The organism is Bittarella massiliensis (ex Durand et al. 2017), from assembly GCF_017566145.1.
GTDB lineage: Bacteria > Bacillota > Clostridia > Oscillospirales > Ruminococcaceae > Bittarella > Bittarella massiliensis_A.
Genome location: NZ_JABFCL010000001.1, coordinates 154,154 through 179,100, shown reverse-complemented (window position 1 = coordinate 179,100; position 24,947 = coordinate 154,154). Strand labels below are relative to the sequence as shown.

At 62.6% G+C, this 24,947-nt stretch carries 22 protein-coding genes; 21 read left to right on the top strand and 1 reads right to left on the bottom strand.

The window, feature by feature from the left end; genetic code table 11:
* The first annotated feature begins 51 nt into the window (after window positions 1-51).
* The 17 genes from miaB (at window position 52) to HJY11_RS00820 (ending at window position 17,968) form a co-directional block, all read left to right on the top strand.
* The gene (gene miaB, locus HJY11_RS00900; RefSeq protein ID WP_243764081.1) at window positions 52-1,470 is read left to right on the top strand and encodes a tRNA (N6-isopentenyl adenosine(37)-C2)-methylthiotransferase MiaB; all 1,419 of its coding nucleotides are present in this window, start codon (window positions 52-54) and stop codon (window positions 1,468-1,470) included.
* Window positions 1,471-1,558: 88 nt separating this feature from the next.
* Entirely contained in the window at window positions 1,559-1,969 is a 411-nt protein-coding gene (locus HJY11_RS00895) for a YlbF family regulator (RefSeq protein WP_185915098.1), read from the top strand.
* A 91-nt stretch (window positions 1,970-2,060) separates the two neighbouring features.
* Window positions 2,061-4,664 (top strand): DNA mismatch repair protein MutS, encoded by a 2,604-nt coding sequence (gene mutS, locus HJY11_RS00890; RefSeq protein WP_208074204.1) that lies wholly within the window; start codon window positions 2,061-2,063, stop codon window positions 4,662-4,664.
* A gap of 46 nt (window positions 4,665-4,710) precedes the next feature.
* The gene (mutL, locus tag HJY11_RS00885) at window positions 4,711-6,744 is read left to right on the top strand and encodes a DNA mismatch repair endonuclease MutL (RefSeq protein WP_208074203.1); all 2,034 of its coding nucleotides are present in this window, start codon (window positions 4,711-4,713) and stop codon (window positions 6,742-6,744) included.
* 6 nt (window positions 6,745-6,750) lie between these two features.
* Window positions 6,751-7,698: a tRNA (adenosine(37)-N6)-dimethylallyltransferase MiaA gene (gene miaA, locus HJY11_RS00880; RefSeq protein ID WP_208074202.1), complete on the top strand. Its 948-nt coding sequence runs from the start codon at window positions 6,751-6,753 to the stop codon at window positions 7,696-7,698.
* 37 nt (window positions 7,699-7,735) lie between these two features.
* Window positions 7,736-8,986: an HlyD family efflux transporter periplasmic adaptor subunit gene (locus HJY11_RS00875; protein WP_368041524.1), complete on the top strand. Its 1,251-nt coding sequence runs from the start codon at window positions 7,736-7,738 to the stop codon at window positions 8,984-8,986.
* The gene (locus HJY11_RS00870; RefSeq protein ID WP_208074200.1) at window positions 8,970-9,677 is read left to right on the top strand and encodes a YggS family pyridoxal phosphate-dependent enzyme; all 708 of its coding nucleotides are present in this window, start codon (window positions 8,970-8,972) and stop codon (window positions 9,675-9,677) included. The genes HJY11_RS00875 and HJY11_RS00870 overlap by 17 nt, the downstream gene beginning before the upstream one ends.
* 14 nt (window positions 9,678-9,691) lie before the next feature.
* Entirely contained in the window at window positions 9,692-10,165 is a 474-nt protein-coding gene (locus HJY11_RS00865; protein WP_208074199.1) for a cell division protein SepF, read from the top strand.
* A 16-nt stretch (window positions 10,166-10,181) separates the two neighbouring features.
* Window positions 10,182-10,928, top strand: coding sequence for a YlmH/Sll1252 family protein (locus tag HJY11_RS00860; RefSeq protein ID WP_208074198.1), 747 nt, complete (start codon window positions 10,182-10,184; stop codon window positions 10,926-10,928).
* Between the two features lie 11 nt (window positions 10,929-10,939).
* Window positions 10,940-11,590, top strand: coding sequence for a DivIVA domain-containing protein (locus HJY11_RS00855; RefSeq protein ID WP_208074197.1), 651 nt, complete (start codon window positions 10,940-10,942; stop codon window positions 11,588-11,590).
* 134 nt (window positions 11,591-11,724) lie between these two features.
* Window positions 11,725-12,621 (top strand): signal peptidase II, encoded by an 897-nt coding sequence (lspA, locus tag HJY11_RS00850; RefSeq protein WP_208074196.1) that lies wholly within the window; start codon window positions 11,725-11,727, stop codon window positions 12,619-12,621.
* A gap of 11 nt (window positions 12,622-12,632) precedes the next feature.
* Window positions 12,633-13,565 (top strand): RluA family pseudouridine synthase, encoded by a 933-nt coding sequence (locus HJY11_RS00845; protein ID WP_208074195.1) that lies wholly within the window; start codon window positions 12,633-12,635, stop codon window positions 13,563-13,565.
* Window positions 13,558-14,379 carry a Cof-type HAD-IIB family hydrolase gene (locus HJY11_RS00840; RefSeq protein ID WP_208074194.1) on the top strand — a complete coding sequence of 274 codons (822 nt, stop codon included), beginning with the start codon at window positions 13,558-13,560 and terminating at the stop codon, window positions 14,377-14,379. The genes HJY11_RS00845 and HJY11_RS00840 overlap by 8 nt, the downstream gene beginning before the upstream one ends.
* Window positions 14,380-14,497: 118 nt before the next feature.
* Window positions 14,498-15,340 carry a transketolase gene (locus tag HJY11_RS00835; RefSeq protein WP_208074193.1) on the top strand — a complete coding sequence of 281 codons (843 nt, stop codon included), beginning with the start codon at window positions 14,498-14,500 and terminating at the stop codon, window positions 15,338-15,340.
* 4 nt (window positions 15,341-15,344) lie between these two features.
* A complete protein-coding gene (locus HJY11_RS00830) occupies window positions 15,345-16,295 on the top strand; it encodes a transketolase family protein (protein ID WP_208074192.1) in 951 nt (316 codons plus the stop codon).
* A gap of 381 nt (window positions 16,296-16,676) precedes the next feature.
* A complete protein-coding gene (locus HJY11_RS00825; protein ID WP_208074191.1) occupies window positions 16,677-17,315 on the top strand; it encodes a DUF2812 domain-containing protein in 639 nt (212 codons plus the stop codon).
* Between the two features lie 383 nt (window positions 17,316-17,698).
* A complete protein-coding gene (locus HJY11_RS00820; protein ID WP_208074190.1) occupies window positions 17,699-17,968 on the top strand; it encodes a thioredoxin family protein in 270 nt (89 codons plus the stop codon).
* A gap of 54 nt (window positions 17,969-18,022) precedes the next feature.
* On the opposite strand, the gene HJY11_RS00815 is transcribed toward HJY11_RS00820, so the two are convergent.
* Window positions 18,023-18,424 carry a secondary thiamine-phosphate synthase enzyme YjbQ gene (locus HJY11_RS00815; RefSeq protein ID WP_208074189.1) on the bottom strand — a complete coding sequence of 134 codons (402 nt, stop codon included), beginning with the start codon at window positions 18,422-18,424 and terminating at the stop codon, window positions 18,023-18,025.
* A gap of 165 nt (window positions 18,425-18,589) precedes the next feature.
* Here HJY11_RS00815 and HJY11_RS00810 point away from each other — a divergent pair, with 165 nt between their 5' ends.
* The 4 genes from HJY11_RS00810 to HJY11_RS00800 all read left to right on the top strand — a co-directional run bounded on the left by HJY11_RS00810 (window position 18,590) and on the right by HJY11_RS00800 (window position 24,818).
* Window positions 18,590-18,817 carry a ComEA family DNA-binding protein gene (locus tag HJY11_RS00810; protein WP_208074188.1) on the top strand — a complete coding sequence of 76 codons (228 nt, stop codon included), beginning with the start codon at window positions 18,590-18,592 and terminating at the stop codon, window positions 18,815-18,817.
* 443 nt (window positions 18,818-19,260) lie between these two features.
* On the top strand, window positions 19,261-19,848 hold the full coding sequence (locus HJY11_RS15035; protein WP_243764079.1) for a helix-turn-helix domain-containing protein: 588 nt from the start codon (window positions 19,261-19,263) through the stop codon (window positions 19,846-19,848).
* Window positions 19,849-19,851: 3 nt separating this feature from the next.
* Window positions 19,852-21,489, top strand: a complete 1,638-nt coding sequence (locus tag HJY11_RS00805; protein WP_243764078.1) for an AMP-binding protein — start codon at window positions 19,852-19,854, stop codon at window positions 21,487-21,489.
* A 380-nt stretch (window positions 21,490-21,869) separates the two neighbouring features.
* Window positions 21,870-24,818 carry an N-acetylmuramoyl-L-alanine amidase gene (locus HJY11_RS00800; RefSeq protein WP_208074187.1) on the top strand — a complete coding sequence of 983 codons (2,949 nt, stop codon included), beginning with the start codon at window positions 21,870-21,872 and terminating at the stop codon, window positions 24,816-24,818.
* Window positions 24,819-24,947 lie beyond the last annotated feature (129 nt).

The window sequence follows — 24,947 nt, the reverse complement described above, 5'->3', positions numbered from 1 at the left end:
AGACAAAAATGGTATGATAAAACGCGAATGGACAAATTAGGAGGAACACCTTTGAAGAGCCAAACAAACCCGCCTTCTCCCCGCTTTTCCACAGCGGGAATCGAGGCCGCCAGACAGCAGTGCCGCGCCCTTTACGGGGCCCGGCGGCCCCTGGCCCACATCCACTCCTACGGCTGCCAGCAAAATGTCAGCGACGGGGAGAAGATCAAGGGGATGCTCGCCGAGATCGGCTACGATTTCACCGAGCGCCGGGAGGAGGCCGACCTGGTCATCTACAACACCTGTGCCGTGCGGGAACACGCCGAGCAGAAGCTCTACGGCAACGTGGGCGCCCTCAAGGGATACAAGGCCAAAAACCCCGGCATGGTCATCGGCCTGTGCGGCTGTATGATGCAGCAAAAGCCGGTGCAGGAGCGCATCCGCCGCAGCTACCCCTTTGTGGATTTGGTCTTTGGCACCCACGCCCTGCAAAATTTTCCCCAAAACCTCTGCCAGGTGCTGCGGGGGCGGCAGGGCAGCCCCGCCCGGGTCTTTGACGCCGAGGAGGGGGAGAACGCGATCGTCGAGGGGATGCCGGTGCGCCGGGACGGGTCGGTCAAGGCCTGGGTCCCCATCATGTACGGCTGCGACAATTTCTGCTCCTACTGCGTGGTGCCCCTGGTGCGCGGCCGGGAGGTCAGCCGCCGCCCCGAAGACGTGGTGGCCGAGGTGCGCGGCCTGGTGGAGGCCGGGTATAAAGAGATCACCCTGCTGGGGCAAAACGTCAACAGCTACGGCAAAGGGCTGGAGGAATCCTGCGATTTTGCGGATTTGCTCGCGCGCATCTGCCGCATCCCCGGCGACTTCTGGGTGCGGTTCATGACCTCCCACCCCAAGGACATCACCCACAAGCTCCTAGACCTCATCGCCAGAGAAGAAAAGATCTGCAGCCACATCCACCTGCCGGTGCAGTCGGGCAGTGACCGGGTCCTGCGGGAGATGAACCGCCACTACGACCGGGCCGGCTACCTGGAAAAGATCGCCTATGCCAAGGCGGCCATCCCCGGCGTCACCTTTACCAGCGACATCATTGTCGGCTTCCCCGGTGAGAGCGAAGAGGAGTTTTTGCAGACGGTGGAACTGGTGCGGGAGGTGGGCTACGCCAGCCTCTTCATCTTCATCTTCTCCCCCCGGCCGGGCACCCGCGCCGCGGGGATGGACGACCCCGTCCCCGCGGCCGAGAAGAGCCGCTGGTTTGCCCATCTGCAAGAGGTGCAGCGCGCCATCGGCAGCGCCCGCTTTGCGGGTCTGGTAGGCCAGACCCTGCGGGTGCTGGTGGAGGGCCCCGGCAAGCAGCCCGGACAGATGAACGGGCGGGACGAACACGGAACGGTGGTCTCCTTTGCCGGAGACGAGAGCCTGAGCGGCCAGTTTGTCCGGGTCAAGGTCACCGAGGCGCAAAACTGGGCGGTGGCGGGGGAGCTGGTTTAACCCCGCCCCAATCCCAAAAGAAAAATTGATCAATTTGTCCCCCCAAAGCCCGCCAGAGGGCGCGGGGAGGAGAGTGGAGGATTTTACAGTGGATATTATCGCACAGGCCAGAGAGTTGGCCAAGGAGATTCAGAAGGACGAGCGCTACCTGGCCCTGCAGCTGGCCCAGCAGCAAAACGACGAGGACAAGGAGCTGGGGGCTGCCATCGGCAAGTTCAACCTGGTGCGGATGAACCTCAACGCCGAGATGAGCAAGAGCGAGAAGGACAAAGCCCGCATCGACCAGCTCAACGCCGAGATGCGCACCCTCTACGCCGAGATCATGAAAAACCCCCACATGCTGGCCTTCAGCGCCGCCAAGGACGAGGTGGACAAGCTGGCCAACCAGATCAACACCATTTTGATGATGGCCATCAACGGCGAGGATCCTGACGAGATCGACGTGAGCGCCGCCGGCTGTGGCGGCAACTGCTCCTCCTGCTCCGGCTGCGGGCAGTAAGCGGGGCGCGGCGGGCGGCTTCTCCCCGGCGGGGGAGGGCTGCGCCGCCCCTTTTTCTTTCGCACACTTTGATTGGATGGAGAGGTAAAAAATGGCACCACTGTCACCGATGATGCAGCAGTACATGGACATCAAGGAGCAGCACAAAGACGAAATTCTCTTTTTTCGCCTGGGTGACTTCTACGAGATGTTCTTTGACGACGCCATCAAGGCCTCCAAAGAGCTGGAGCTGACCCTCACCGGCCGCGACTGCGGCCAGGAGGAGCGCGCCCCCATGTGCGGCGTGCCCTACCACAGCTGCGAGGCCTACATTCAGCGGCTGCTGAAAAAGGGGTACAACGTGGCCGTCTGCGAGCAGATGAGCGAGCCCACCAAGGGCCCCAATTTGGTGGAGCGGGAGGTCATTCGCATCTACACCCCCGGCACCCTGCTGGAGGGCGGGATGCTGGAGGAGGGGAAGAACAACTATCTCTGTGCCGTGGCCACCGGGAAAAACCGCTGCGGGGTCTGCTTTGCCGACGTCTCCACCGGAGAGTGCCTGGTCACCGAACTGCGGGGGCGGGATGTCCGCCAGAAGCTGGTGGACCAGCTGGGGAAATTCTCCCCCAGTGAGATCCTCCTCTGCCAAAATTCCCTCCAGCTGAAATACCACCTGGAGGCGGTGAAGGAGGCCATTGGCTGCCGGGTGGTCAAGCTGGTGGGCGACCAGTTTGGCAGCGAGGAAAACGAGGCACGCATCCTCGCCCAGTTCGACGCCATCTCCCTCTCCGACTTGCAGCTCGAGGACAGGGAGGAGTGCACCCTGGCCCTCTCCATCCTGCTGCACTATCTGGACCACACCCAGCAAAAAGGGGTCTCTCGCATCCGGGAACTGGAGTTTTACCGCTGTGAGCAGTACATGAACCTGGACATCAACACCCGCCGCAACCTAGAACTCACCGAGACCATGCGCCGGGGGGAGAAGAAGGGCAGCCTGCTCTGGGTGCTTGACCGCACCCGCACCGCCATGGGCAAGCGGCTCATCCGCAGCTATCTGGAACAGCCGCTGCAAAACATCGTCCACATCGAAAAGCGGCTGGATGCGGTGGAGGAGTTGGTGAATCAACCCTCGGCGCGCGCCGACATTGCCGAACACCTCTCCCACATCGCCGATGTGGAGCGGCTGATGTCCCGCATCGTCTACGGCAGCGCCTCTCCCAAAGAAGTAAAGGCGCTCTCCTTTACAGCACAACAGCTCCCCCCTGTCCGGACACTGCTGGCCGAGCTGCACAGCAGCGCCCTGGCGGAGTGCCACCTGCAAATCAGCGAACTGCCCGAGATCAAAGAGCTGGTGGACCGGGCCATTGAAGACGACCCGCCGGTGAGTCTCAAGGACGGCCGGGTCATCAAGCGGGGCTATAACGCCGAGGTGGACCAGCTGCGGGACCTGATCGAAAACAGCAAGGACATCCTCATGCAGATGGAGGCTCGCCTGAAAGAGGAGACCGGCATCCGCAACCTGAAGATCGGCTTCAACAAGGTGTTCGGCTATTTTATCGAGGTCAGCAAGTCCCAGACCGAACTGGTGCCCGACGGCTTTATCCGCAAGCAGACCCTGGTCAACTGCGAACGGTATATCACCCAGGAGCTCAAGGAGCTGGAAAACCGCATCCTGGGCGCGAGCGACAGCATCATCACCCTGGAGCGCACCCTCTACGACGGCGTCTGCAAGGAGATCGCCGCCCGCATTGAGGAGGTGGAGGCCACCGCCAAGGCCCTGGCCCGGCTGGACGTCTTCTGCTCCTTTGCCGAGGTGTCTGCCCGCAACGGCTACTGCCGGCCCCAGGTGACCGGCGGCAGCCGCATCCAGATCAGGGATGGCCGCCACCCGGTGGTGGAGCAGCTGCAAAAGGATGTGCCCTTTGTCCCCAACGACACCCTTTTGGACGGGCGGGACAATCTGGTGGCCATCATCACCGGCCCCAACATGGCCGGCAAATCCACCTACATGCGGCAGGTGGCCCTCATCACCCTCATGGCCCAGGTGGGCTGCTTTGTCCCCGCCTCGGCGGCGGAGATCGGCGTCGTGGACGCAGTCTTCACCCGGGTGGGCGCCTCCGACGACCTGTCGGCCGGCAAATCCACCTTCATGGTGGAGATGAGCGAGGTGGCCTACATACTGGACAACGCCACCAAGCAGAGTCTCTTGATTTTAGACGAGATCGGCCGCGGCACCTCCACCTTTGACGGGATGAGCATTGCCCGGGCGGTGATCGAGTACATCGCCGACCCCAAAAAGTTGGGGGCCAAGACCCTTTTTGCCACCCACTACCACGAACTCACCGAGGTGGAGAAGGCCCTGTCCAACGTGAAAAATTACAACATCGCCGTGAAGAAGCGGGGGGACGACATCACCTTCCTGCGGCGGATTGTCCCCGGCGGGGCCGACGAGAGCTATGGCATCGAGGTGGCCAAACTGGCGGGGGTGACCGGCGCGGTGGTGGAGCGGGCCAAGGAGATTTTGGCCTCGTTGGAGGCCCAGGCCCCCCAGACCGCCGCGCCGACCGCCCCGCAGGAGGAGGCGGTGCCCGACCTCTTCTCCTCGGCGGTGGAGAGCGCCCTGGTGCAGAAGGTCCGGGAGATCGACCCCAACGCCTACACCCCCATCGAGGCCCTCAATTTCCTCTACGAGTTGGTGAAGATCGCCAGGGAGTAGGGCCTGGCGGGAAAAATGATTTTAAAGAGAAGAGGAGGGAGGGCCTGTGGGCCGTAAGATCAACCTGTTGCAGGGCCATGTGGCGGAACTCATCGCCGCCGGAGAGGTGGTGGAGCGCCCGTCGTCCATTGTAAAAGAGCTCATCGAAAACGCCATTGACGCCGGGGCAAACGCCATCACGGTGGAGATCGGGGAGGGGGGCATCCGCCTCATCCGCATCACCGACAACGGCGGCGGCATCGGCAGGGAGGACGTGCCCACTGCCTTTCTCCGCCACGCCACCAGCAAGATTGCCTGCGAGGAGGACTTGGGCCATATTGGCACCCTGGGCTTCCGGGGAGAGGCGCTGGCCGCCATCGCCGCGGTCTGCCGGGTGGAGCTCTTGACCCGCACCCCCGACAGCCAGCTCGGCACCCGCTACTGCATCGAGGGCGGGGTGGGGGGCGAGTGCGAGGACGCCGGCTGTCCTCAGGGCACCACCATCATCGCCCGGGACATCTTCTACAACACCCCGGCGCGGATGAAATTTTTAAAGAAGAACGTCACCGAGGGCAACGCGGTGGAGTCGGTGGTGCAGAAGACCGCCCTCTCCCACCCGCAGATCTCCTTTCGCTTTATCCGCGACGGGGTGGACAAGCTGCACACCCCCGGCACCGGCCGGCTGAAGGACGCCGTCCGCGAACTCTTCGGCAAGTCGGTGGCGGACAACCTCATTGAGGTGAGCCACGAGGCCCCGCCCTACCGGGTGAGCGGCTACATCTCCAAGCCCCAGTACGCCAAGTCCAACCGCACCCTGCAGCACTTTTATGTCAACGGCCGGTTCGTCAAGACCAAGACCGGGATGGCCGCTCTGGAACAGGGCTATAAAAATGTGCTGATGGCGGGCAAATTTCCCGCCTGCTTCCTCTTCATCGAGATGCCCAACGAGCTGGTGGACGTCAACGTCCACCCAGCCAAGATCGAGGTGCGCTTTGCCGCCGAAAACGACGTCTTTCGCGCCGTCTACACCGCCGCCAAGAGCGCCATCCTCAATTTTTCCGACCGGACGGCGGCCCTCTCTCCGGGCCGGGCCAAGGCGGCGGAGCAGCCGCTGCCGCTGGAAAAGGGGGCAGGCGGCTGGCGCCCTGCAGCCCCCTTCGCCGGGGAAAGCGCCGCGCGGGGCACGGGGGAGCTGCACAGCACCGCCGCCGCGCCCCGCACCCCGGACGGCCGCTACGGCATTGGGGTGAGCGGCGCTGCCGCCGATCTGCTGCGCCGCAGCGCCGCCCTGCGCGGCGAAACCCTGGGGGAACGCCCTGCCCCGGCCACAGAGCGGCCTGCGCCCAAAGCAGCCTCGCAGCAGCCCACCCGCCTGTCCGGCATCTTCTCCGCCAAAGGGGAGCGCCGCCCCGAAACCGCCTCCGTCCGTCCGGCCTCGCCCCGCCCTGCTGCCCTCAGCGCCCCCGCCGACTCGGTGGCGCAGGAGGACGGGCAGCTGCAGTGGGCGGCCCCCTCGGCGGGCGGGGCAGAGGGCGAGGTGCCCACTGTGGTGGGGGAGCTCTTTCACACCTACATCCTCGCCTGCACCGAGGACCGCTTCTTCATCGTGGACAAGCACGCCGCCCACGAGCGCATCCTCTTTGAGCGGCTCAAGCGGGAGTACCGGCAGATCGCCCGCCAGATCCTCCTGGAGCCGGTGGCCGTGACCCTGGCGCCGGAGGAGATCAGCGCTGTGCTCGAGCACCGGGAACTGCTGCAAAACGCCGGCTTCATCGCCGAGGAGTTGGGGGTCAGCGCCATGGTGGTGCGGGAAATCCCCTCCTTCCTTCAAAACTGCGACATTGCCGGCATCTTTGAGGAGGTGGCCTCCAATCTTGCCAAGGGCGAGCAGGAGGTCAGCGCCTCCCACATCGACTGGCTCTTCAACTCCATCGCCTGCCGGGCGGCCATCAAGGGGGGCAACCGCTCCACCCAGTACGAGCTGCAGCAGCTGATGGAGGACATCTACCGCTACGACATCGTCAAGTACTGCCCCCACGGCAGGCCGATCGTCATCGAGCAGACCAAGAAGGACATCGAGAAATTATTTGGAAGGCTGTGATTTGAGTTGGAGAAGCCGCTGAAGATTTTGGCCGTGGTGGGGCCGACGGCGTCAGGCAAATCGGCGCTGGCGGTCAAACTGGCCAAAGCCCTCGACGGAGAGATCGTCTCTGCCGATTCCATGCAGATATACACCGGGATGGACATCGCCACCGCCAAGCCCACCCCGGAGGAGATGGAGGGGGTGCCCCACCACCTGATCGACTTTGTCCCCCCCACCCGCCGTTACAGCGTGGCCGACTACGTGGTGGACGCCAAACGGATCATCGCCGGCATCGCCGAACGGGGTCGCCTGCCCATCGTGGCCGGGGGGACCGGCCTCTATGTGGACGCCCTGGTGGGCAACCTCTGCTTTGATGACGCGAGGGTGGACGAGGAGGTGCGGGCCCGGCTGAAAAAAGAGCTGGCTTGCCAGGGGCCGGAGGAGATGTACCGCAAGCTGGCCGCCCTGGACCCGGAGCTGGCTGAAAAACTCCACCAGAACAACACTGGCCGGGTGCTCCGGGCTCTGGAGACCATGGAGGTCACCGGCCAGAAGATGAGTGAATTGCAAAAGCAGGCCGCCGCCACTCCCAAGCTCTACGACGCCTGCTACCTGGGGATCGAGTACAGCGACCGGGAACTGCTCTACAACCGCATCAACCGGCGGGTGGACCGGATGGTGGAGCAGGGCCTCATCTCCGAGGCGCTGGCCTTTTACACCGAGCGGCGGGAGTACCAGACAGCCCAACAGGCCATTGGCTATAAGGAGCTGGCCGATTATTTTGAGGGCAACTGCACCCTGGAAGAGGGGCTGGAGAACCTGAAAAAGCGCACCCGCAACTACGCCAAACGGCAGCTGACCTGGTTTCGGCGAAATCGATCCATCCACTGGATCGACGCGGGGGAGCAAACCACCGACGAAGAGATCTTTCAGCGGGCGATGGAGATTGCCCGCTGTCACCTAGAGGGCTGACCGGGAGAGAAAGGAAGGGGCAAACGCGTTGAAAAAGGTGCTCAAATGGCTGGGAATTGCCGGCCTCTGCCTGCTGCTCATCCTCTATGTGGGGGTGCAGGCCTTTCAGATTTACTTCAACCGCAACAAGACCGAGGTGGCCGTCAGCTATGTGATGAGCTCGTCCGCCACTACCAAGGGACTGGCCATCCGGGACGCGCAGGTCCTGCGCGCCAGCCAGGAGGGCTACTTCAACTACTCCCTCACCGACGGCTCCAAGGTGTCGGGGGGGGAACTGATCTCTGAAGTATACGCCAGCGAGAGCGATTCGGCCCTGGTGAGCAAGGTGCGCGCCCTGCAGAGAGAACTGGATATGCTCAAGGAGTCCAGCACCCTATCCACCTCGGTGACCGATCCCTCGGCTCTGGGTACCCAGATCGGCAAGACCATCGCCCAGATGGAAGGGGAGTTTCAGGGCGGCAACTACGCCAAGAGCGCCGACTACAAAAACCAACTGCTGGCCCAGATCAGCCGCCGTCAGGCGGCCACCGGCCAGGCGGTGGACTACACCGCCCAGATGAGCGCCCTGCAGAGCCAGATCGACAGCCTCAACAGCCAGCTGGGGGGCAAGGTCTCCTACGAATACGCCCCCGCCTCCGGCTATTTTTCCAGTGCGGTGGACGGCTACGAAGAGGTGCTGACCCCCCAGGCGCTGGAGGGGATGACCGCCGCCCAGGTACAGGACATCCTCGACGGCAAGAGCCAGCCGGCCGCCGTGGAGGGCAACCCTCTGGGCAAGCTGGTCAAGGACTTTGACTGGTATGTGGCCTGCATCCTCCCCGACGAAAAGCTGCGCTGGGTCAAGGAGGGGGCCACCCTCTACGTGGAGTTCCTGGGCGCTTACAACGAGGAGGTGCCGGTGGTGGTGGAACGCATCACCCCCGGCGAAGGGGGAGAGAATCTGGTGGTGTTGCGCTGTGACTACATCACCAAGGATCTGGTCAACCTGCGCATTCAGAACATCCGTCTGAGCAACAAGCGGCTGGGCGGCCTGCGGGTGCCCGCCCAGGCCCTGCGGGTGGAAAACGGGGTCAAGGGCGTCTACGTGAAAGACGGCGGCACCGTTCGCTTCAAACGGGTCAATGTATTGGTGGAAGAGGGGGACTACCTGCTGGTGGAACAGGCCGCCACCCCTGAAGAGACGGTCAAAAACGAGGAGACAGGGGAGGAGACCACCGTCCGCTACCTGGAGCTCTACGATGAAGTATTTGTGGAAGGGAAGGACCTCTACGATGGAAAATATCTCTGATCCGGCGCGCGTCCTGCGGGACATTCGCGGCCGCATCGACCGGGCGGCCCGCGCCGCCGGGCGCAGCGGCGACGAGGTGGCGCTGATGGCCGTCACCAAGACGGTGCCGGCCGAGCGGGTCAACCAGTTTATTGACAGCGGCATCTCCCTTATCGGTGAAAACCGGGTGCAAGAGTTTTTGGACAAGTATGACAGCTACCACAAAGAGGGGCTGAAAATCGCCTTCATCGGCCACCTGCAGCGCAACAAGGTCAAGTACATCGCCGACAAGGTGGACCGCATCGAGAGCGTGGATTCCCTGGCTCTGGCCGAGGAGATCAGCCGCCGCTGCGCCGCCATTGGCCGGCGAATGGACATTCTGCTGGAAGTCAACATCGGCGGCGAGGCCAGCAAATCCGGCTTCGCCAAGGGGGAACTGGAAGGGGTTTTGCCCCAGATCGCAGCCTTGCCGGGGGTGCGCATTACGGGTTTGATGGCCATCCCCCCCGCCGCCGAGGGCGATGGCGCCGCCCCCTATTTTCGGGAGATGGAGAAACTATTTATTGACATAAAGCACGAAAGATTAGATAATGTCTTTATGGAAACTCTTTCGCTGGGCATGTCTGGCGATTTTGAAACAGCCGTCTCCTGCGGGAGCACCCAGGTGCGCCTGGGCAGCATTCTCTTTGGAGAGCGGCAATCGCAAATTTAGGAGGAAACAGGACAATGGGTTTGGTCGACAAGTTTAAAGACTTCATGGGGATGGACTCCGACGAAGAGGGATATGAGGACGATTTTGAGGGCACCGGCGAGGTGGATTTTCTGAGCAGCACCCCCTCTGCCAAGAAACAGGAGGAGACGACGGTCGTGGGATACGATGAAGTGGCATCCAAGCGCAACAAGGTAGTGAACATCAACACCACCGCCCAGCTGCAGGTGGTTTTGGTCAAGCCCGAGAAGTTTGAAGATGCTTCCGCTGTGGCCGACCACCTCAACGCCAAGCGGACGGTGGTCCTCAACTTAGAGGGGACCAACAAGGACATCTCCCGCCGGCTGGTGGATTTTCTCAGCGGGGTGGCCTATGCCAATAACGGCCAGATTCAGCGGGTCGCCAACAGCACCTTCATCATCACCCCCTACAATGTAGACCTGGTGGGCGATTTGATGGACGAGCTGGAAAACAACGGCATCTTCTTCTAAAAAGGTGCGCGCTGTTTTGCCCGCAGACGAGGGGGAGAACCTCTTTCTGCGGGGAATTGAAGAGATGGTGGAGAGCTGCTACGCCCGCAGCGCCTGCAAGAGCACCTACTTTCTCGACGAGCGGCAGCGGTTGCTCTGCGCCCCCATGCTCGCCGCCCACACCGAGGTGGAGCACCGCTTTTTCGGCGGCCATCCCGATTGCCGTCGGACGGTGCTGACCATCAGCGGCGGCCCGCCCATCGGGGAGGGGGGCTTTCCCATCCGCCCCCTGCGCTTTCTCTACCGCCGACAGGACGCGCTCACCCACCGGGATTTTTTAGGGGCCCTTCTCTCGCTGGAGATTGCGCGCCGGCTGGTGGGCGACATCTTTGTGGGAGAGGGCGAGACGGTGGCCTTTTTGCACCAAAACGCCGCCCCCCTGGCCCTGGAGATCAAAAAGGTGGGGCGCGTTGGGGTGCGCGTAGAAGAGGGAAAAATGGACCAGGTGCCTCCCCAGCGCTTTGAGGAGATCGGGGGGACGGTGGCCTCCCTGCGGCTGGACGGGGTGCTCGGTGTTCTGCTGCGCCAGAGCCGGGGCCGCTGCACCCAGTTGGTGCAGTCCGGCCAGGTACAGCTCAACCACCGGGAGGTGCTCTCTCCCTCCGAGCCGCTGGAAGAGGGAGACGTCCTCTCCGTCCGCGGGGCGGGGAGATTTGTATTGACCGCCGTGGGCGGGCCCACCAAAAAGGGCCGCCTCGGCATCACCGCACAGAAGTATTTGTAGGAGGATAGAGGATGCTGACACTGGAGCAAATCAAGAACGCGACCTTTGAGCGCTCAGGGATGAAGGGCTACAAGGCCGACTCGGTGGACGATTTTATCGACGAGGTCATTGTCACCGTCGAGAAGCTGGAGGCGGAAAAGGCGGATCTGGAGCAGAAACTGGAACTGCTGGCCGACAAGTTGGAGGACTACCGAAAGGATGAGGACAGCCTGCGGGCGGCCCTGTTGGGCGCCCAGAAGCTGGGCAATTCGGTGATCGCCGAGGCGCGCCAGAAGGCCGACATCATCATGCGCGATGCCACCATCAAGTCCGAGAGCATGCTCTCCAAGTCAGAGGACAAGATCCACTTCTACCAGGATGAACTGGCGCGGATGAAGGCCGAGGTGTCCTCCTTTAAGGGGGCGCTGCTCTCCCTCTACCGCAACCACATCGAGGTCATCTCCCAGATCCCGGCGGAGGAGCCCGCCGAGGAGGAGAGCCCTGCTGAGGCGCCTGCGGAACAACCTCTGGCCGAGCAGCAGTCCGCCGCCCCGGAACCCGTTGCCGCCCCGGCAGAGGAAGAGGGCTTTTCGGTCAAGGCGGGGGAGATCAACCCCGAACTCTTTGATACCGGGTTCGACCTGAACTTTGAGATGGGGGAGCGGGGCGTCTCTGAGAAGTAGAGCGCCTGTTGCCCCCACTTGTAGCGCGGACAATTTTTTGGCAGAGGGGCAGCTGGGAGAGAACGCCTGCGGGCGCCCGCTCTTTCGGCGGCCCCTTTTGCCGGCCCAGACGACACACAGGAGGAGTAGACCCCATGGGAATGTTGACGATATTGGCCACCTGCCTGGCGCTGGTGGCAGCGGACCAACTGCTGAAGATGGCGGCGGTCATCTTTTTACAGCAGTCCGGCCCGATCGAGGTGATCCCCAATGTGCTGGGGCTCACCTACGTGGAGAACCGGGGGGCTGCCTTCGGGATGATGGAGGGGAGCACCACCCTGCTCATCGCTGTCACCACGGTGATTTTGGTCTTTGGCTGCTTTGTGCTCACCAAGAACATCCTGCAAAACAGGGTGCTCAACGGCTGTGTGCTGGTGGTGATGGCGGGCGGCCTGGGAAATTTGATCGACCGCATCTTCCGGGGCTGCGTCATCGACTATCTGCAGTTTCAGTTCATCGACTTTCCGGTTTTCAACTTTGCCGACTGCCTGGTGGTCTGCGGCATTGTGGTGATGGTGGTGGACATCCTCTTTTTCGACAAGACCTTTTTCCCCCAGAAAAAGGAGAAAAAAGCCGCTGCGGTGACCGAGGTGCCGGCCCAAGAGCTGGCGGCCGCCCCCGTTCGCCCGGCCGAGCCCATTGACGCCGACGCCGAATTGGTGTTCCCCCTGGCCGCCGAGGCGGCGGAGGAGAGCGCGGAAATTGCCGGCTTGAGCGCAGAAGAGCCTGCGCCCGCAGCGGAAGAGGGGGCCATCCCTTCAGAGGAGACTGCTGCCGAAGTGGAGGAAGTCGCTGCTGAAGCGGGGGAAACCGAGCACGAAGAAGGCGGCGTTAAAGCAGAAGAGACCGCCTCAGAGGAAGTTGCCGACGATTCAGCTGAACCCGCGCAAGAGTCCTCTGCCGGCCCGGCAGTTCCGCAGGATGAGACCGCTCCGGCCGATGAAGGGGAGACGGGCGGCGGTGAAGCGCCGCCCAAAGAGGAGCGCGCATAGGGGAGAAGGGCATGGAGTTTTTGTACACGGTACAGGCGGCGGATTTGGGGGAACGGGTGGACCTGCTCCTCAGCCGCCAGTCTGGGCTCTCCCGCTCCCAGGTGAAACGGGCCCTGGAAACGGGGCAGGTCGATTGCAACGGCAGGCCTCTCTCCAAAAAGCAGAAGCTGCAGGAGGGGGACCTGCTTGTTTTGCGCCGGCAGGAGGAAGCGCCCTTCACCCTGCGCCCCAACCCCCTCCCGCTGGAAATCCTCTATGAAGACAGCTGTTTGGCGGTGGTCAACAAGCCCAAGGGGATGGTGGTTCACCCCGGCGCCGGGCGGGAGGAGGACAGCTTGGCGTCTGCCCTGCTGGCCCGCTATGGCTGGGAGGGGCTCTCCGACGTGGGGGGACCCCTTCGCCCCGGCATCCTCCACCGGCTGGACCGGGACACCAGTGGCCTGCTGCTGGTGGCAAAGACCAACAAAGCCCACCAGATGCTGGCCGGCCAGATTCGGGCCCACAGCTTTCTGCGCCGCTATGAGGCGGTGCTGCACGGGGGGATCAAAGAGCCCTATCTGGCGCTGGAAAACCAGCTGGGCCGCCACCCTGTCGAGCGCAAGAAGATGGCGGTGGTGGCCCAGGGCGGGCGGACGGCCCGGACCGAGCTCTGGGTGCAGGGGAGATATGGCCCTTACACCCATGTAAAGCTAGAGCTCTTTACGGGCAGAACCCACCAAATTCGGGTGCAGACAGCCCAGATTGGCCATCCAGTCTGCGGCGACCCCCTCTACGGCCCCAAGCACCCGGAAAAGGGGTTGCAGGGCCAGTGCCTGCACGCCCGCACCGTCGGCTTTCTCCATCCAGAGAACGGCCGCTACCTGGAGTTTACCAGCGACCTGCCCCCCTATTTCACCGCCTTTTTGCAGGCCCTGAAAAACCGCTACGGAGGTACTTATGAGTAAGCAGATCAGCGATTATTTGGTGGTTTCCGACATGGACGGGACCCTGCTGCGGGCAGGCATCGGCCTGCCCCAGCAAAATGTCGACGCGGTTCGCGCCTTTTCCGAGGCGGGGGGCCACTTTACCGTCGCCACCGGCCGGCACAAGGACTCGGCCCGGCGCTATCTCGACCGCGTCCAGCTGTCGGCTCCAGCCATCCTCTGCAACGGGGCACTCATCTACGACTACCAGAGTGGCCGCGCCATCCGCGAGCGCTGCCTGCCCCATGCCCTGGGGGTGGAACTGGTGCGGGCCGCCTGCGCCGCCTTCCCCGATCTGGGGGCGGAGATCATGTGCCCAGATACAATTTATGTCGCAAAAAATAACCACTTTGCCCATAGACATACCAGCACAGATAGATTAGAATATATAGTGACGGATGTGGACAGCGTCCCCCAAGAGTGGTATAAAGTCCTCTTTTGTATCGACCCGGAGGAGATGGCGCGGTTGGAGGCCTTTCTCCAGTCCCAGTATCACCTGGGCGTCTACTTTGTCAAGACGGCCCCCCAGTTTTTAGAGGTGATGGCAGACGGGGTCAACAAGGGGGAAGCGCTCCACTTTCTGGCCGACTACCTGGGTTTGCCCCAGGACGCCACCGCCGCCATCGGCGACTACTACAACGACCTCGAATTGCTGCGGGCCGCGCACTTTTCCGCCACCCTGGCAGATGCGCCGCAGGACATCAAGGTGCACGCCGACATGGTCTGCGCCAGCTGTCTAGAGGGGGGCGTCGCCGAATTTTTGGGTTACCTGCGGCAAAATTGTGGCCGCCTGTAAACCCGTTTTTTCTCAAATGCCATCGCCGCGTCACACCGGCGTTTGCAGCTGGGCCCGGCTGGGTCCAGAATACGGGGAGAACTCTCCCCAGTGATAAAAATACTTAGGAGGTACCGTTATGGACCAGGCAACAAAAAAGCAACTTGCCGCGCAGGCTTGCAAAGTCCGCATGGGCGCTGTTGAGGCCGTTTACAACGCAAAATCGGGTCATCCGGGTGGCTCTCTCTCCATCGCCGACACGATGACTTATCTGTATTTCAAGGAGATGAACATCGACCCGAAAGACCCGAAGAAGGCCGATCGGGACCGCCTGGTGCTGTCCAAGGGCCACACCGCCCCGGCGCTGTACGCCACGTTGTCTGAGCGCGGGTACTTCCCCCACGAAGAGCTGCTGAAGCTGCGCAAGCCCCACGCCATGCTCCAGGGCCACCCCGACATGAAGGGGACCCCCGGCGTGGACATGTCCTCCGGCTCCCTGGGCCAGGGGCTTTCGGTCGCCTGCGGTATGGCCCTGTCGGCCAAGCTCTCCGGCGAGAGCTATCGGGTGTACGCCATCTGCGGCGACGGCGAGATTCAGGAGGGCCAGATCTGGGAGGCCGCCATGTTTGCCGGCGCCAAGGGGCTGACCAACCTCACCGTGGTGGTGGACAACAACAACCTGCAGATCGATGGCACCGTGGAGGAGGTCTGCTCCCCCTATCCCATCGGCGCGAAGTTCGCCGCCTTCAACTGGCATGTCATCGAGATCGACGGCCATGACTTCGACCAGATCGAGGCGGCCTTTAAAGAGGCCAGAGAGGTGACCGACAAGCCGGTTGCCATCATCCAGAAGAGCGTAAAGGGCAAGGGCGTCTCCTTTATGGAGAACAACGTGTCGTGGCACGGCGCCGCCCCCAACCCAGAGCAGTTTGAAATTGCAATGAACGAGCTGAAGGCGACTTTGGCGGAAGTGGAGGCGTAGGAAGATGGCAGATGTAGTGAAAAAGGCAACTCGTGAGAGTTACGGCGAGGCGCTGCGCGACCTGGCCGAGAAATACCCCGACGTAGTGGTTCTGGACGCCGATCTGGCGGCTGCGACCAAGACCGGCACCTTTAAAAAGGCCTATCCCGAGCGCTTTATCGACTGCGGCATTGCCGAGGCCAACATGGTGGGCATCGCCGCCGGCCTGGCCACCACCGGCAAAATTCCCTTTGCCAGCACCTTTGCCATGTTTGCCGCCGGCCGTGCCTATGAGCAGGTCCGCAATGCCGTTGGCTACCCCCACCTGAACGTGAAGATCGGCGCCACCCACGCCGGCATCACCGTGGGCGAGGACGGCGCCACCCACCAGTGCAACGAGGACATCGCCCTGATGCGCACCATTCCCGGCATGGTGGTCATCAACCCCGCCGACGACGTGGAGGCCAAGGCCGCTGTGGAGGCCGCCATCAACTACTACGGCCCGGTCTACCTGCGCTTTGGTCGCCTGGCCGTGCCGGTGGTCAACACCGATCCCGGCTATAAGTTTGAGCTGGGCAAAGGCGTGCAGCTGAGAGACGGCAGCGATCTGACCATCGTCGCCACCGGCCTGGAAGTGTCCGAGGCTCTGCAGGCTGCCGAGATGTTGGCCGCCGAGGGGATCAGCGCCCGAGTCATCAACATCCACACCATCAAGCCCATCGACCGCGACATCATCGTCAAGGCCGCCTGTGAGACCGGCTGCATCGTCACTGCCGAGGAGCACAGCGTCATCGGCGGTCTGGGCTCTGCCGTGGCCGAGGTGGTCACCGAGGAGTGCCCGGTGCCGGTGGTAAAACTGGGCATCTACGACCGCTTTGGCATGTCCGGCCCCGCTGCCGAGCTGCTCGACATCTTCGAGTTGCGGGCCAAAGACATTGTGATCAAGGCCAAAGAGGCCCTTGCCAAAAAGAAATAGGGAGTCCCCCTTCGTAAAGAGAGAGGGCTGGGTGCGCTGCGCGCCCAGCCCTCTCTTTCTGCAAAGACGGCCCCAGCAGATGGGAGCGCCTTTACAGAAAAGGGGGCTCACTCCTTTTCAAGGGAAGCTGGCACAGGTGTTATACTGCCAGCGGCAACTGGCTGTCCGTGCGGCCATGGATGGGGTCCCGGCGGCGGGGAAGGGGTGCCTGACAGAGCGAACCCGACTGCTGGGTGCGGCCCCCTTTTCGGAGGCTGTAAAAATTGGTGCACAAGATTCTTGTGCTGCCCTTTGCCGCCGGAAATCTGGCCGCCGGTGGCGAAGTGTGCTATAATGGCCCCAGAAGAACAGGGCGGGAGTGCGCCCAAAGGGAGAGAGCCGATGGAAGACAGCAAATTCATCCCCTCCGGCGGGTTTGTGCCGGGTAAGAAGCCCCGCAGAGGGGCCCAGGACGAGCTGGACATGCTCTCCTATTACAGCCAGGAGGGCTGGATATTGGAGCAGTTCACCAGTATGGGTTTCCTCCTCAAGAAAAAGGAGCCCCAGACCACCGCCTACCTCTACGACTGCGCCGAGCACGCCCGGGCGGAGATGCCCGCCTATATTGCGCGCTTTGCCGGCCAGGGGTGGGAATACGTCACCTCCTGCGGGGAGGGCTGCCACTTCTTCAAGGCCCCTGCGGGCACCCCGCGGCCGGAGACGGTTGGAGAGGAAAGCGAACCACCCATTTCTCCGCTGTCGGGCCAGTCCACCCCGCCGCCCGCCCCGGTGACCTGGCAGAGCGTGCGCAGCTGCCTGCGGATGAGCATCCTCTTCTGGGTGCTTGGGGCGGCTGCGCTGGCCCTCTCCGCCGTGGGAAAGGCCGGCGGGATCGCGGTGTTGCAGATGGCGGCTTTGGCCCTGGCAGTGCTCTTTTTGTTCGTGGGAAGCACCTACTTCCTCAACTTCCTCTTCACCCGCGGGCAGCTAAAGCCGGGGGATAGAGGGGAGGATGGCTCAAAAGGACCATTGCAGAGTTGACTGTGGGAATGCTCGTCCGCTCTGGCGGCAATCTCCACGACAGCGCCCACTTTTGGAAGGTCTACGCCCTCGCTAAGACCATCGGCGAACAGGAAGGGCTGGATGAGGAGACGCAGACGGTGTTGGAGGCAGCCGCCGCGTCCTTCACGACATCTCCTGCCCCCTCTGCCGGGAGAGGTATCAAACTGCTGACGGCAAGCGCCAGGAACAGGAGGGAGCCCCTCTTTCGCGCCCCACCAGCGCCGCCCTGTTCGACCAAATCTATTTCGCGCGCCGATTGTCAGCCCCTGCATGGCGGGGGAAAGAGGAGCGCACCCTTTTATCTGAAGAGATTTTTCCCGAAAGGGGAAGTCGTGCCCAGTGAAAAAAAGGAGAATTTTACCATGCCGAAACCGGTCAAAATGATGATTTTAGAGGACTGCCCCTACTGCCGCCAGGCCTTTGCCATGGAGAAGGAGCTGATTGCCGCCCACCCCGAGTATGGCCAGGTGAATATCGAGGTGATTGAGGAGAACCGCGAGCCGGAAAAGACCGAGGGCTATGACTACTGGTATGTGCCCACCTATTTTGTCGGCGACAAAAAGGTCCACGAAGGGGTTCCCACCCTGGAAAAGGTGGAGCAGGTGTTTAGAGAGGCCCTCCAGGGCGAGTGAGAGCAGAAAGGAGGGCGGGCGCTCCAGTGGGGCGCCCGCCCTCCTTTGTCACCGTCAGCCCTCGATCACCTTGACGTAGAAGGTGCGGCGGCGGGGGCCGTCGAATTCGCAGAAGTAGATGTCCTGCCAGGTGCCGAGGATGGGCTCCCCCTCACTGATGATGAGGGAGAGGGAAGGGGCCATCAGGCTGGATTTCATGTGCGCATCGGAATTGCCCTCAAAGTGGCGGTATTCCCGCAGAGGGGGAAAGGTCTTGTCCAACCCCGCCGAGAGGTCGCGCAGCACGTCGGGGTCGGCGTTTTCGTTGATGGTGATGGCGGCGGTGGTGTGGGGGGTGAAGACGACGGCGATCCCGTCGCGCACCCCGGTCTCGCGGATGTACGCGCGCACCTGGCTGGTGATGTCGTGAAAGCTGTGCGCGCCGGTGGAGAGCTGAAAACTCTTGCAGTGGGCCATGAAAGTGTCGCTCCTTTTTGCCGAATTTGCCCCGCTGGGCCCCCCACTGTGCTACAATACAGAAAAAGGGGGCGCGAAATGGTGAGTGAGGGCAGGCAGATTCGCATTTTTTTGTCTCTGTTTCTCATTATAGTGGCGGGACTGCTGTTCTGGCAAGGGGGCAAGGTGGGAAAAGACCTGGGCCCCCTCTACGACGGACAAAACCGGGTCAATGTCAACCTGGCCGACCAGGAGACCCTGGCCGCTGCCGAGTACGTGGACAGCCAGTTGGCTGGCGACATTGTGCGCGTCCGAGAGGAGCGGGGGACCTTTGCCAGCGACGAAGACCTGATGCGGGTGCCGGGGATCGACGAGTACAGCCTGCCGGTGCTTAAAGAGGTGCTCTTTTACTGAGGGGCTCTCTCTGCGCTTCCTTTAAAAAAATTGGGGGATTTGCTAAAATACAGCAGAAAATGAGCGGCAGAAACCAGCAGCTTTCCAAATTGGACGGGTGGCCTTGACAGCTCCCGGGTGGGGAGACTATAATGACTGCAATGACAAAGACGGAGAGAGTCCGATGCAATGCGCCTTTCCAGAGAGCCGGCGGATGGTGGAAGTCCGGCAGAGGTTGTGCAGCGGCTAGTCACTCCTGAGTTGAAGGGCAGAAAACCGCCAGGGGCGGCCAGTAAGTTCTTCCGCGTGGGCTGCGTTAATCGGCCCGGGGTTTGTTGGAACCCTGCAAAGCGGCACAGATCGTGCAATCTGGGTGGTACCGCGGGCTACTTGTACACACAAGGCTCGTCCCTATTACGGGGACGGGTCTTTTTTATTTGCATTTTGAAACGGAGGACTGAAAGATGGACAGCAAAATTGCAGAGATCGCAGTGAGGATCGGCGTCATGCGGGAGATTTTGGGGATCAGTGCGGAGGAGATGGCTGCCCAGGTAAACGTCTCTCTGGAGGAATATATCCGCCTGGAGGGGGGCGAGAGCGACTTTCCCATCACCTTTTTGCAAAAGTGCGCTGCCGTCTTTGGGGTGGACATGATCGAATTGCTCACCGGCGAGCGGCCCAAGCTGAACATCTACACCGTGGTGAGAAAGGGAAAGGGGCTGCCGGTGGAGCGCCGCCAAGGGCTGGCCTACCTGCACAAAGCCCACCTCTTTCGCAACAAGATGTGCGAGCCCCTCTACGTGACCGCCCCCTACCTGGAGGGCAACGAGGAGCGGCCCATGATGATGAACAACCACAGAGGACAGGAGTTTGACTACATCCTCGAGGGGAGCCTGCGCGTGGAGGTAGACGGTCACACCGTGACCCTGGAGGCGGGGGACAGCATCTACTACGACTCCACCTATCCCCACGGGATGGCGGCTGTCGGCGGCAAGGACTGCACCTTTTTGGCCATCGTCATCCACGGCGGGGACGAGGGAAAGGGGGAATAGGCGATGCTGGAGCTCTATAAAGACTACCTGCAGGAGGAGTGGGCCGCAGACGGCTCTTTAAAATCGGTGCAGCTGCACGCACCGGATGACTTCAACTTCGGCTACGACATCATCGACCGCATTGCCCTGGCAGAGCCCGATCGGCGGGCCATGGTCTGGTGCGACGACTATGGCTGGGAGGAGACCTTCACCTTTGCCGACATGATGCACCGCAGCAACCAGACGGCCAACCTGCTGCTCTCCCTGGGGATTGGAAAGGGGGACGCGGTCCTCCTTCTCCTCCGCCGGCACTACGAGTACTGGTTTTGCATTCTGGCCCTGCACAAGATAGGGGCCATCGCCATCCCCGCCACCGACCAGCTCACGGCCAAGGACATTGCCTACCGCATCAATGCGGCGGGGGTAAATGCGGTCATCTGCACCGCCGAGGGAGAGGCGGCCGACTCGGTGGACGCTGCGGCCGCAAAGTGCCCGACCCTGCGCACCAAGATTTTGGCCCGGGGCGAGCGGGAGGGCTGGCTCTCCTACCACCGGGAGCTGGAGCGGCAGAGCGACCAGCTGGAGCGAATTCCCAACCGCGCGAGTGACCCCATGCTGCTGTTTTTCACCTCTGGCACCACCGGGATGCCCAAGATGGTGCTCCACGATTATCTCTATCCCCTGGGGCACATCGTCACCGCCAAGGAATGGCACCAGGTGGCGCCCGACGGGCTGCACCTCTCGGTGGCAGACACCGGCTGGGCCAAGGCATCCTGGGGCAAAATCTACGGCCAGTGGATCATGGAGGCGGGCATCTTCGTCTATGACTACATCCGCTTTGCCCCCAAAGACCTGCTTCACCTGATTGAAAAGTACAAAATCACCACCTTCTGCGCGCCCCCCACCATCTTCCGCTTCTTCATTAAAGAGGGAATTGAAAACTACGACCTCTCCTCTCTGCGGCACGTGACAACGGCGGGGGAGGCCCTCAACCCCGAGGTGTTCGACCGGTTCAAGGAGTACACCGGTCTTGACCTCACCGAGGGCTTTGGCCAGAGCGAGACCAGCCTGCTCATCGCCAATCTGCCGGGGACCGAACTTCGCCTGGGCTCCATGGGCAAGATCAATCCCCAGTACCAGATCGCCCTGCTGGGGGAGGACGGCGAGATTGTCGACCCCGGCGAAGAGGGGGAGATCTGCATCCGCACCGAGGAGGGCAAACCCTGCGGCCTCTTCTGCGGCTACTACCTGGACGAGGAAAAGACCGCCGAAATCTGGCACGACGGGTACTACCACACCCGGGACATCGCCTGGCAGGACGAGGATGGCTACCTCTGGTACGTGGGGCGGACCGACGACGTCATCAAGGCCTCGGGCTACCGCATCGGCCCCTTTGAGATTGAGAGCGTGCTGATGGAGCACCCGGCGGTGCTGGAGTGCGCAGTCACCGGCGCCCCAGATCCCATCCGAGGCCAGGTGGTCAAGGCGACCATCACCCTCACCCGCGGTTACTCCCCCAGCGAGGAGCTAATCAAGGAGATACAGACCTTTGTCAAGCACCAAACCGCCCCCTACAAATACCCGCGGATCGTGGAGTTCGTGGATGAACTGCCCAAGACCATCAGCGGCAAAATCAAGCGAAACGAGTTGAGAAACCGGTAAATTCCCCATTCGGAAACAGCTGTAAAGGCATATGCCATCACATCTGTTTCCGAAATTTTTGGCCGTTTTTTGCACCAAAAGACAAAAATGAAAAAAGTGGAGGAAAATCCGGTCGATCTGTCAAAAAAGGGGGAGACAACGCCTTTTTTGAGCTGTAAAGTAAAAGGGCATTACAGGAAGCGAAGGGCGGGGGAAAGCTGAGCACAAATGGCTTTGCAAAGCCGTTTGTGAGCTATCCGCCCTTGCCATTTGCCGCCCTTTTATTGTATGATGACTCTGGAGATACCCGCTGTCGCCGGCGTGGGGGATGACGGGAAAACGGGAGATAGGAATCGGCCCCGCCGCTTGAGATCGGGGCGTTTGCACAGGGGAGAGACGAGATGGGAAAGAGAATTTTGGGGGCAGCCATGGCGCTGGCCATCTTTTCGGCGGCGCTGCTTCTGCCCGGCTGGGAGTGGGTCCGGGGAGAGGAGAAGGGCGACCAGCCCCTGGACGCTACCTCCTTGGCGGCGGCCGGGCAGGAGGGGACTGCAGATGCTCTGGTTGACGGCGAGCAGGTTTTCTCCTGCCCGGACGAGATGAAGGCAGTCACCCTCACCCCCGGCGTCGACTACGCCGCAGGAGAGGAGCTGGACGCCGACGGGGTGGCCGACGAGATCGACAGCTTGCTGGACAGCGCCCAGGAGATGGGGATGAACACGGTGCTCCTCCCCCTGCTGCGGGGGGAGAGATCCATCCACCCCTCCCTCTACTTTGACGCCCTTCTGCCGGACACCGATCTGCTGGCCTACCTGCTGCATGGCTGTGCTGCGCGGGGCCTCTACGCCTACCCGGTGGTGGACCTGGGGGTGCGGGCGGAGGGGGCCGCGGCCCTTCCCACCAGCGCCGAGGAGATCGCCTACATGGCCGGCCGGGCGGGGGAGATCGCCCGGGGCTACCAGTTTGCGGGGCTGCTCCTCTCGGGCTATGAAAATGCCGCCAGTGCCGCCAGCTACCAGGCCTACCGTCAGGGGGGCGGGGGCGAGGGGCTGGAGGACTGGCTGCGCCAGGGCTCCTCTTCGGCGGTGAAAGCGGCGGCCCGGCAGGTCAAGGCCGACAGCCCGCAGGTGCAGCTGGGGCTGCTGGTGGGGCCGGTCTGGGCCCACGCCTCCCAGCTGGAGGGGGGCTCGGAGACAAAAGGGGCGCCCACCGCCTACTTTGACAGCTGCGCAGACACCCGGCAGATGGCCACCAGCGGCCTCTTTGACTTTTTGGCGGTGGACATGCCCTACGCCACCACCGACCCAGACGCCCCCTTTGGGGCGCTGGCCGCCTGGTGGAAGGCGGCCCTGACCACCGACGAGGGGAGCGCCTCCCTGCCCGTCTACGCCCTGCTGCACAACGAGAAGGTGCTGGGGGAGGAGGGCGGATGGAGCGCGCCCGATCAGTTGATTCGCCAGGTGATGAGCGCGCGGGAGAACCAGTTGGCGGGCTGCGCCTTCGGCTCCTTTCAGACCCTGCGGGAAAACCCCGGCAAGACCACCGACAAGCTGCTGCAATATTATCGGGATGAACTCAACCCCAACACCATTCTCAAGGAGCTGTCGGTGGACAACCCCCGTTCTGCCGACTCGGTCACCTACGAGCCGGTGCTCACCCTCTATGGCGGAGGCGACCCCAATTTCGACTTGACCATCAACGGCGAGACTGTTCCCCTCAACGACAAGGGGCTCTTCTCGGTGGAGCGGGAACTGAAGGTGGGGGCCAATACCTTTACCTTTGCGCACAAGGGAAAGACCGCCACCTATACTGTCACCCGCAAGGTGAAGGTGTTGCAGTCGGTCTCTCCCTCGGGCAGTGTGCGGGTACCCGGCGGCACCTCCATCAAGGTGACGGCGGTGGCCTATGCCGGTTCCACCGTGACGGCCAGCCTGGGCGGCAGTTCGGTGCGGCTTAGAGAGGTGGAGGCGATGGATGACAGCGGGGAGGGAACGGTGGACTCCTACAAGACTTTTGAGGGGGTTCTCCCCACCTCAGCCACTGCCAGCGACCAGAAGCTGGGAAATATCTCGGTGAGCGCCAGCTGGAGCGGCCATTCGGAAAAGATGAGCGGCGGTTCGGTGACGGTCACCGGGGCGGGGGAGGCCCCGCCGGCAGTGGTGCCCGGGGGCGGCGGTTCCTCCTCTTCGGGGAGCAGTTCTTCGGGCGGCAGCTCGTCCAGCTCGGGGGACGCCTCCTCAACTCCTTCGGACAACCTGCCCAAAATCAGCGGCAACCTGGCGGTCATCACCGCCTCCGACGGCGAGGCGGAGGGGTACTCCCCCTCGGTCAACTCCAACTACTCCGATCCCAACTGCTTCCCCCTGGCCAAGGGGGCGCAGGTCTTTGTCAAGGGCGGAAAGGTCACCTGTTCGGACGCGGGTTACACCGACAGCTACTACAACCTGGGCTCCGGCACCCGGGTGGAGGCGCGGGACATCCAGATCAAGGGGCAGGCCACCGTCGACGCCAATGTGGTGCGGGGGGTCAGCTTTGCGAATACCGGCGGCGTCTTTCGGATGACCGTCTCCCAGGACTGGGCGGCCCCCACCCGCATCACCCTGGAGGAAAATACCCTCACCGTCCGCCTCTACTACAAGACCGGCGATCGGCCCAGCCTTCACCTGCCTGCCAACTCCATCTTTTCCGCCGCCCAGTGGATCACGGCCGAGGATGGGGCGGACGCCATCCGCTTTACCCTCAAGAGCGGGCAGTTCCGGGGATTGCGGCAGAGTTACCAGGCAAACGGCGACCTGGTGGTCGATTTCAACAACATCCTCACCTCCCTGTCGGGGATGCGGGTCTATGTGGACCCCGGCCACGGCGGCAGCGGGGACCCGGGCGCGGTCAATGGCCCCCTGCAGGAAGCGGCCATCAACAAGGCCATCGCTGACAAGCTGGTGGCCGAGCTGCAGAGCCGGGGCGCGGTGGTCAAGTTGGGCAGCCGCGCCAAGGACTTAAGCGCCCGGGTGCAGGAGGCAAACAGTTTTGGCGCAGACTTGCTGGTGAGCATCCACCAGAATTCCACCACCGGCGCCAGCGCCCGAGGGGCGGAGGTCTGGTATTTTAACCCCTACTCCAAAACCATCGCCTCTGCTATTTCCAGCCGGGTGGCCACGGCCAACCTCTCGGGGATCAACCGAGGGGCCAAGTTTGGGTATATGGCCGTCACCCGGCAGATGCGCTACCCGGCGGTGCTGGTGGAGTGCGGCTTCCTCTCCGACGCCACCGAGGGGCAAAACCTGGCCAGCGCCGCGGTGCAGGAAAAGATCGCCAAGGCCATTGCCGACGGCATTGCCGCGGGCATCTAGAAAGGGAGCAGATAAAAGAGGGTCCGGCAGCACCGCCTGCCGGGCCCTCTTGGCGCCAGAGGGCGGTTCTGCCTCCATCCCCGCCCGCATAGGGTTACAGTGAACAAACCCGCGGGGAGGTAAGGGAAA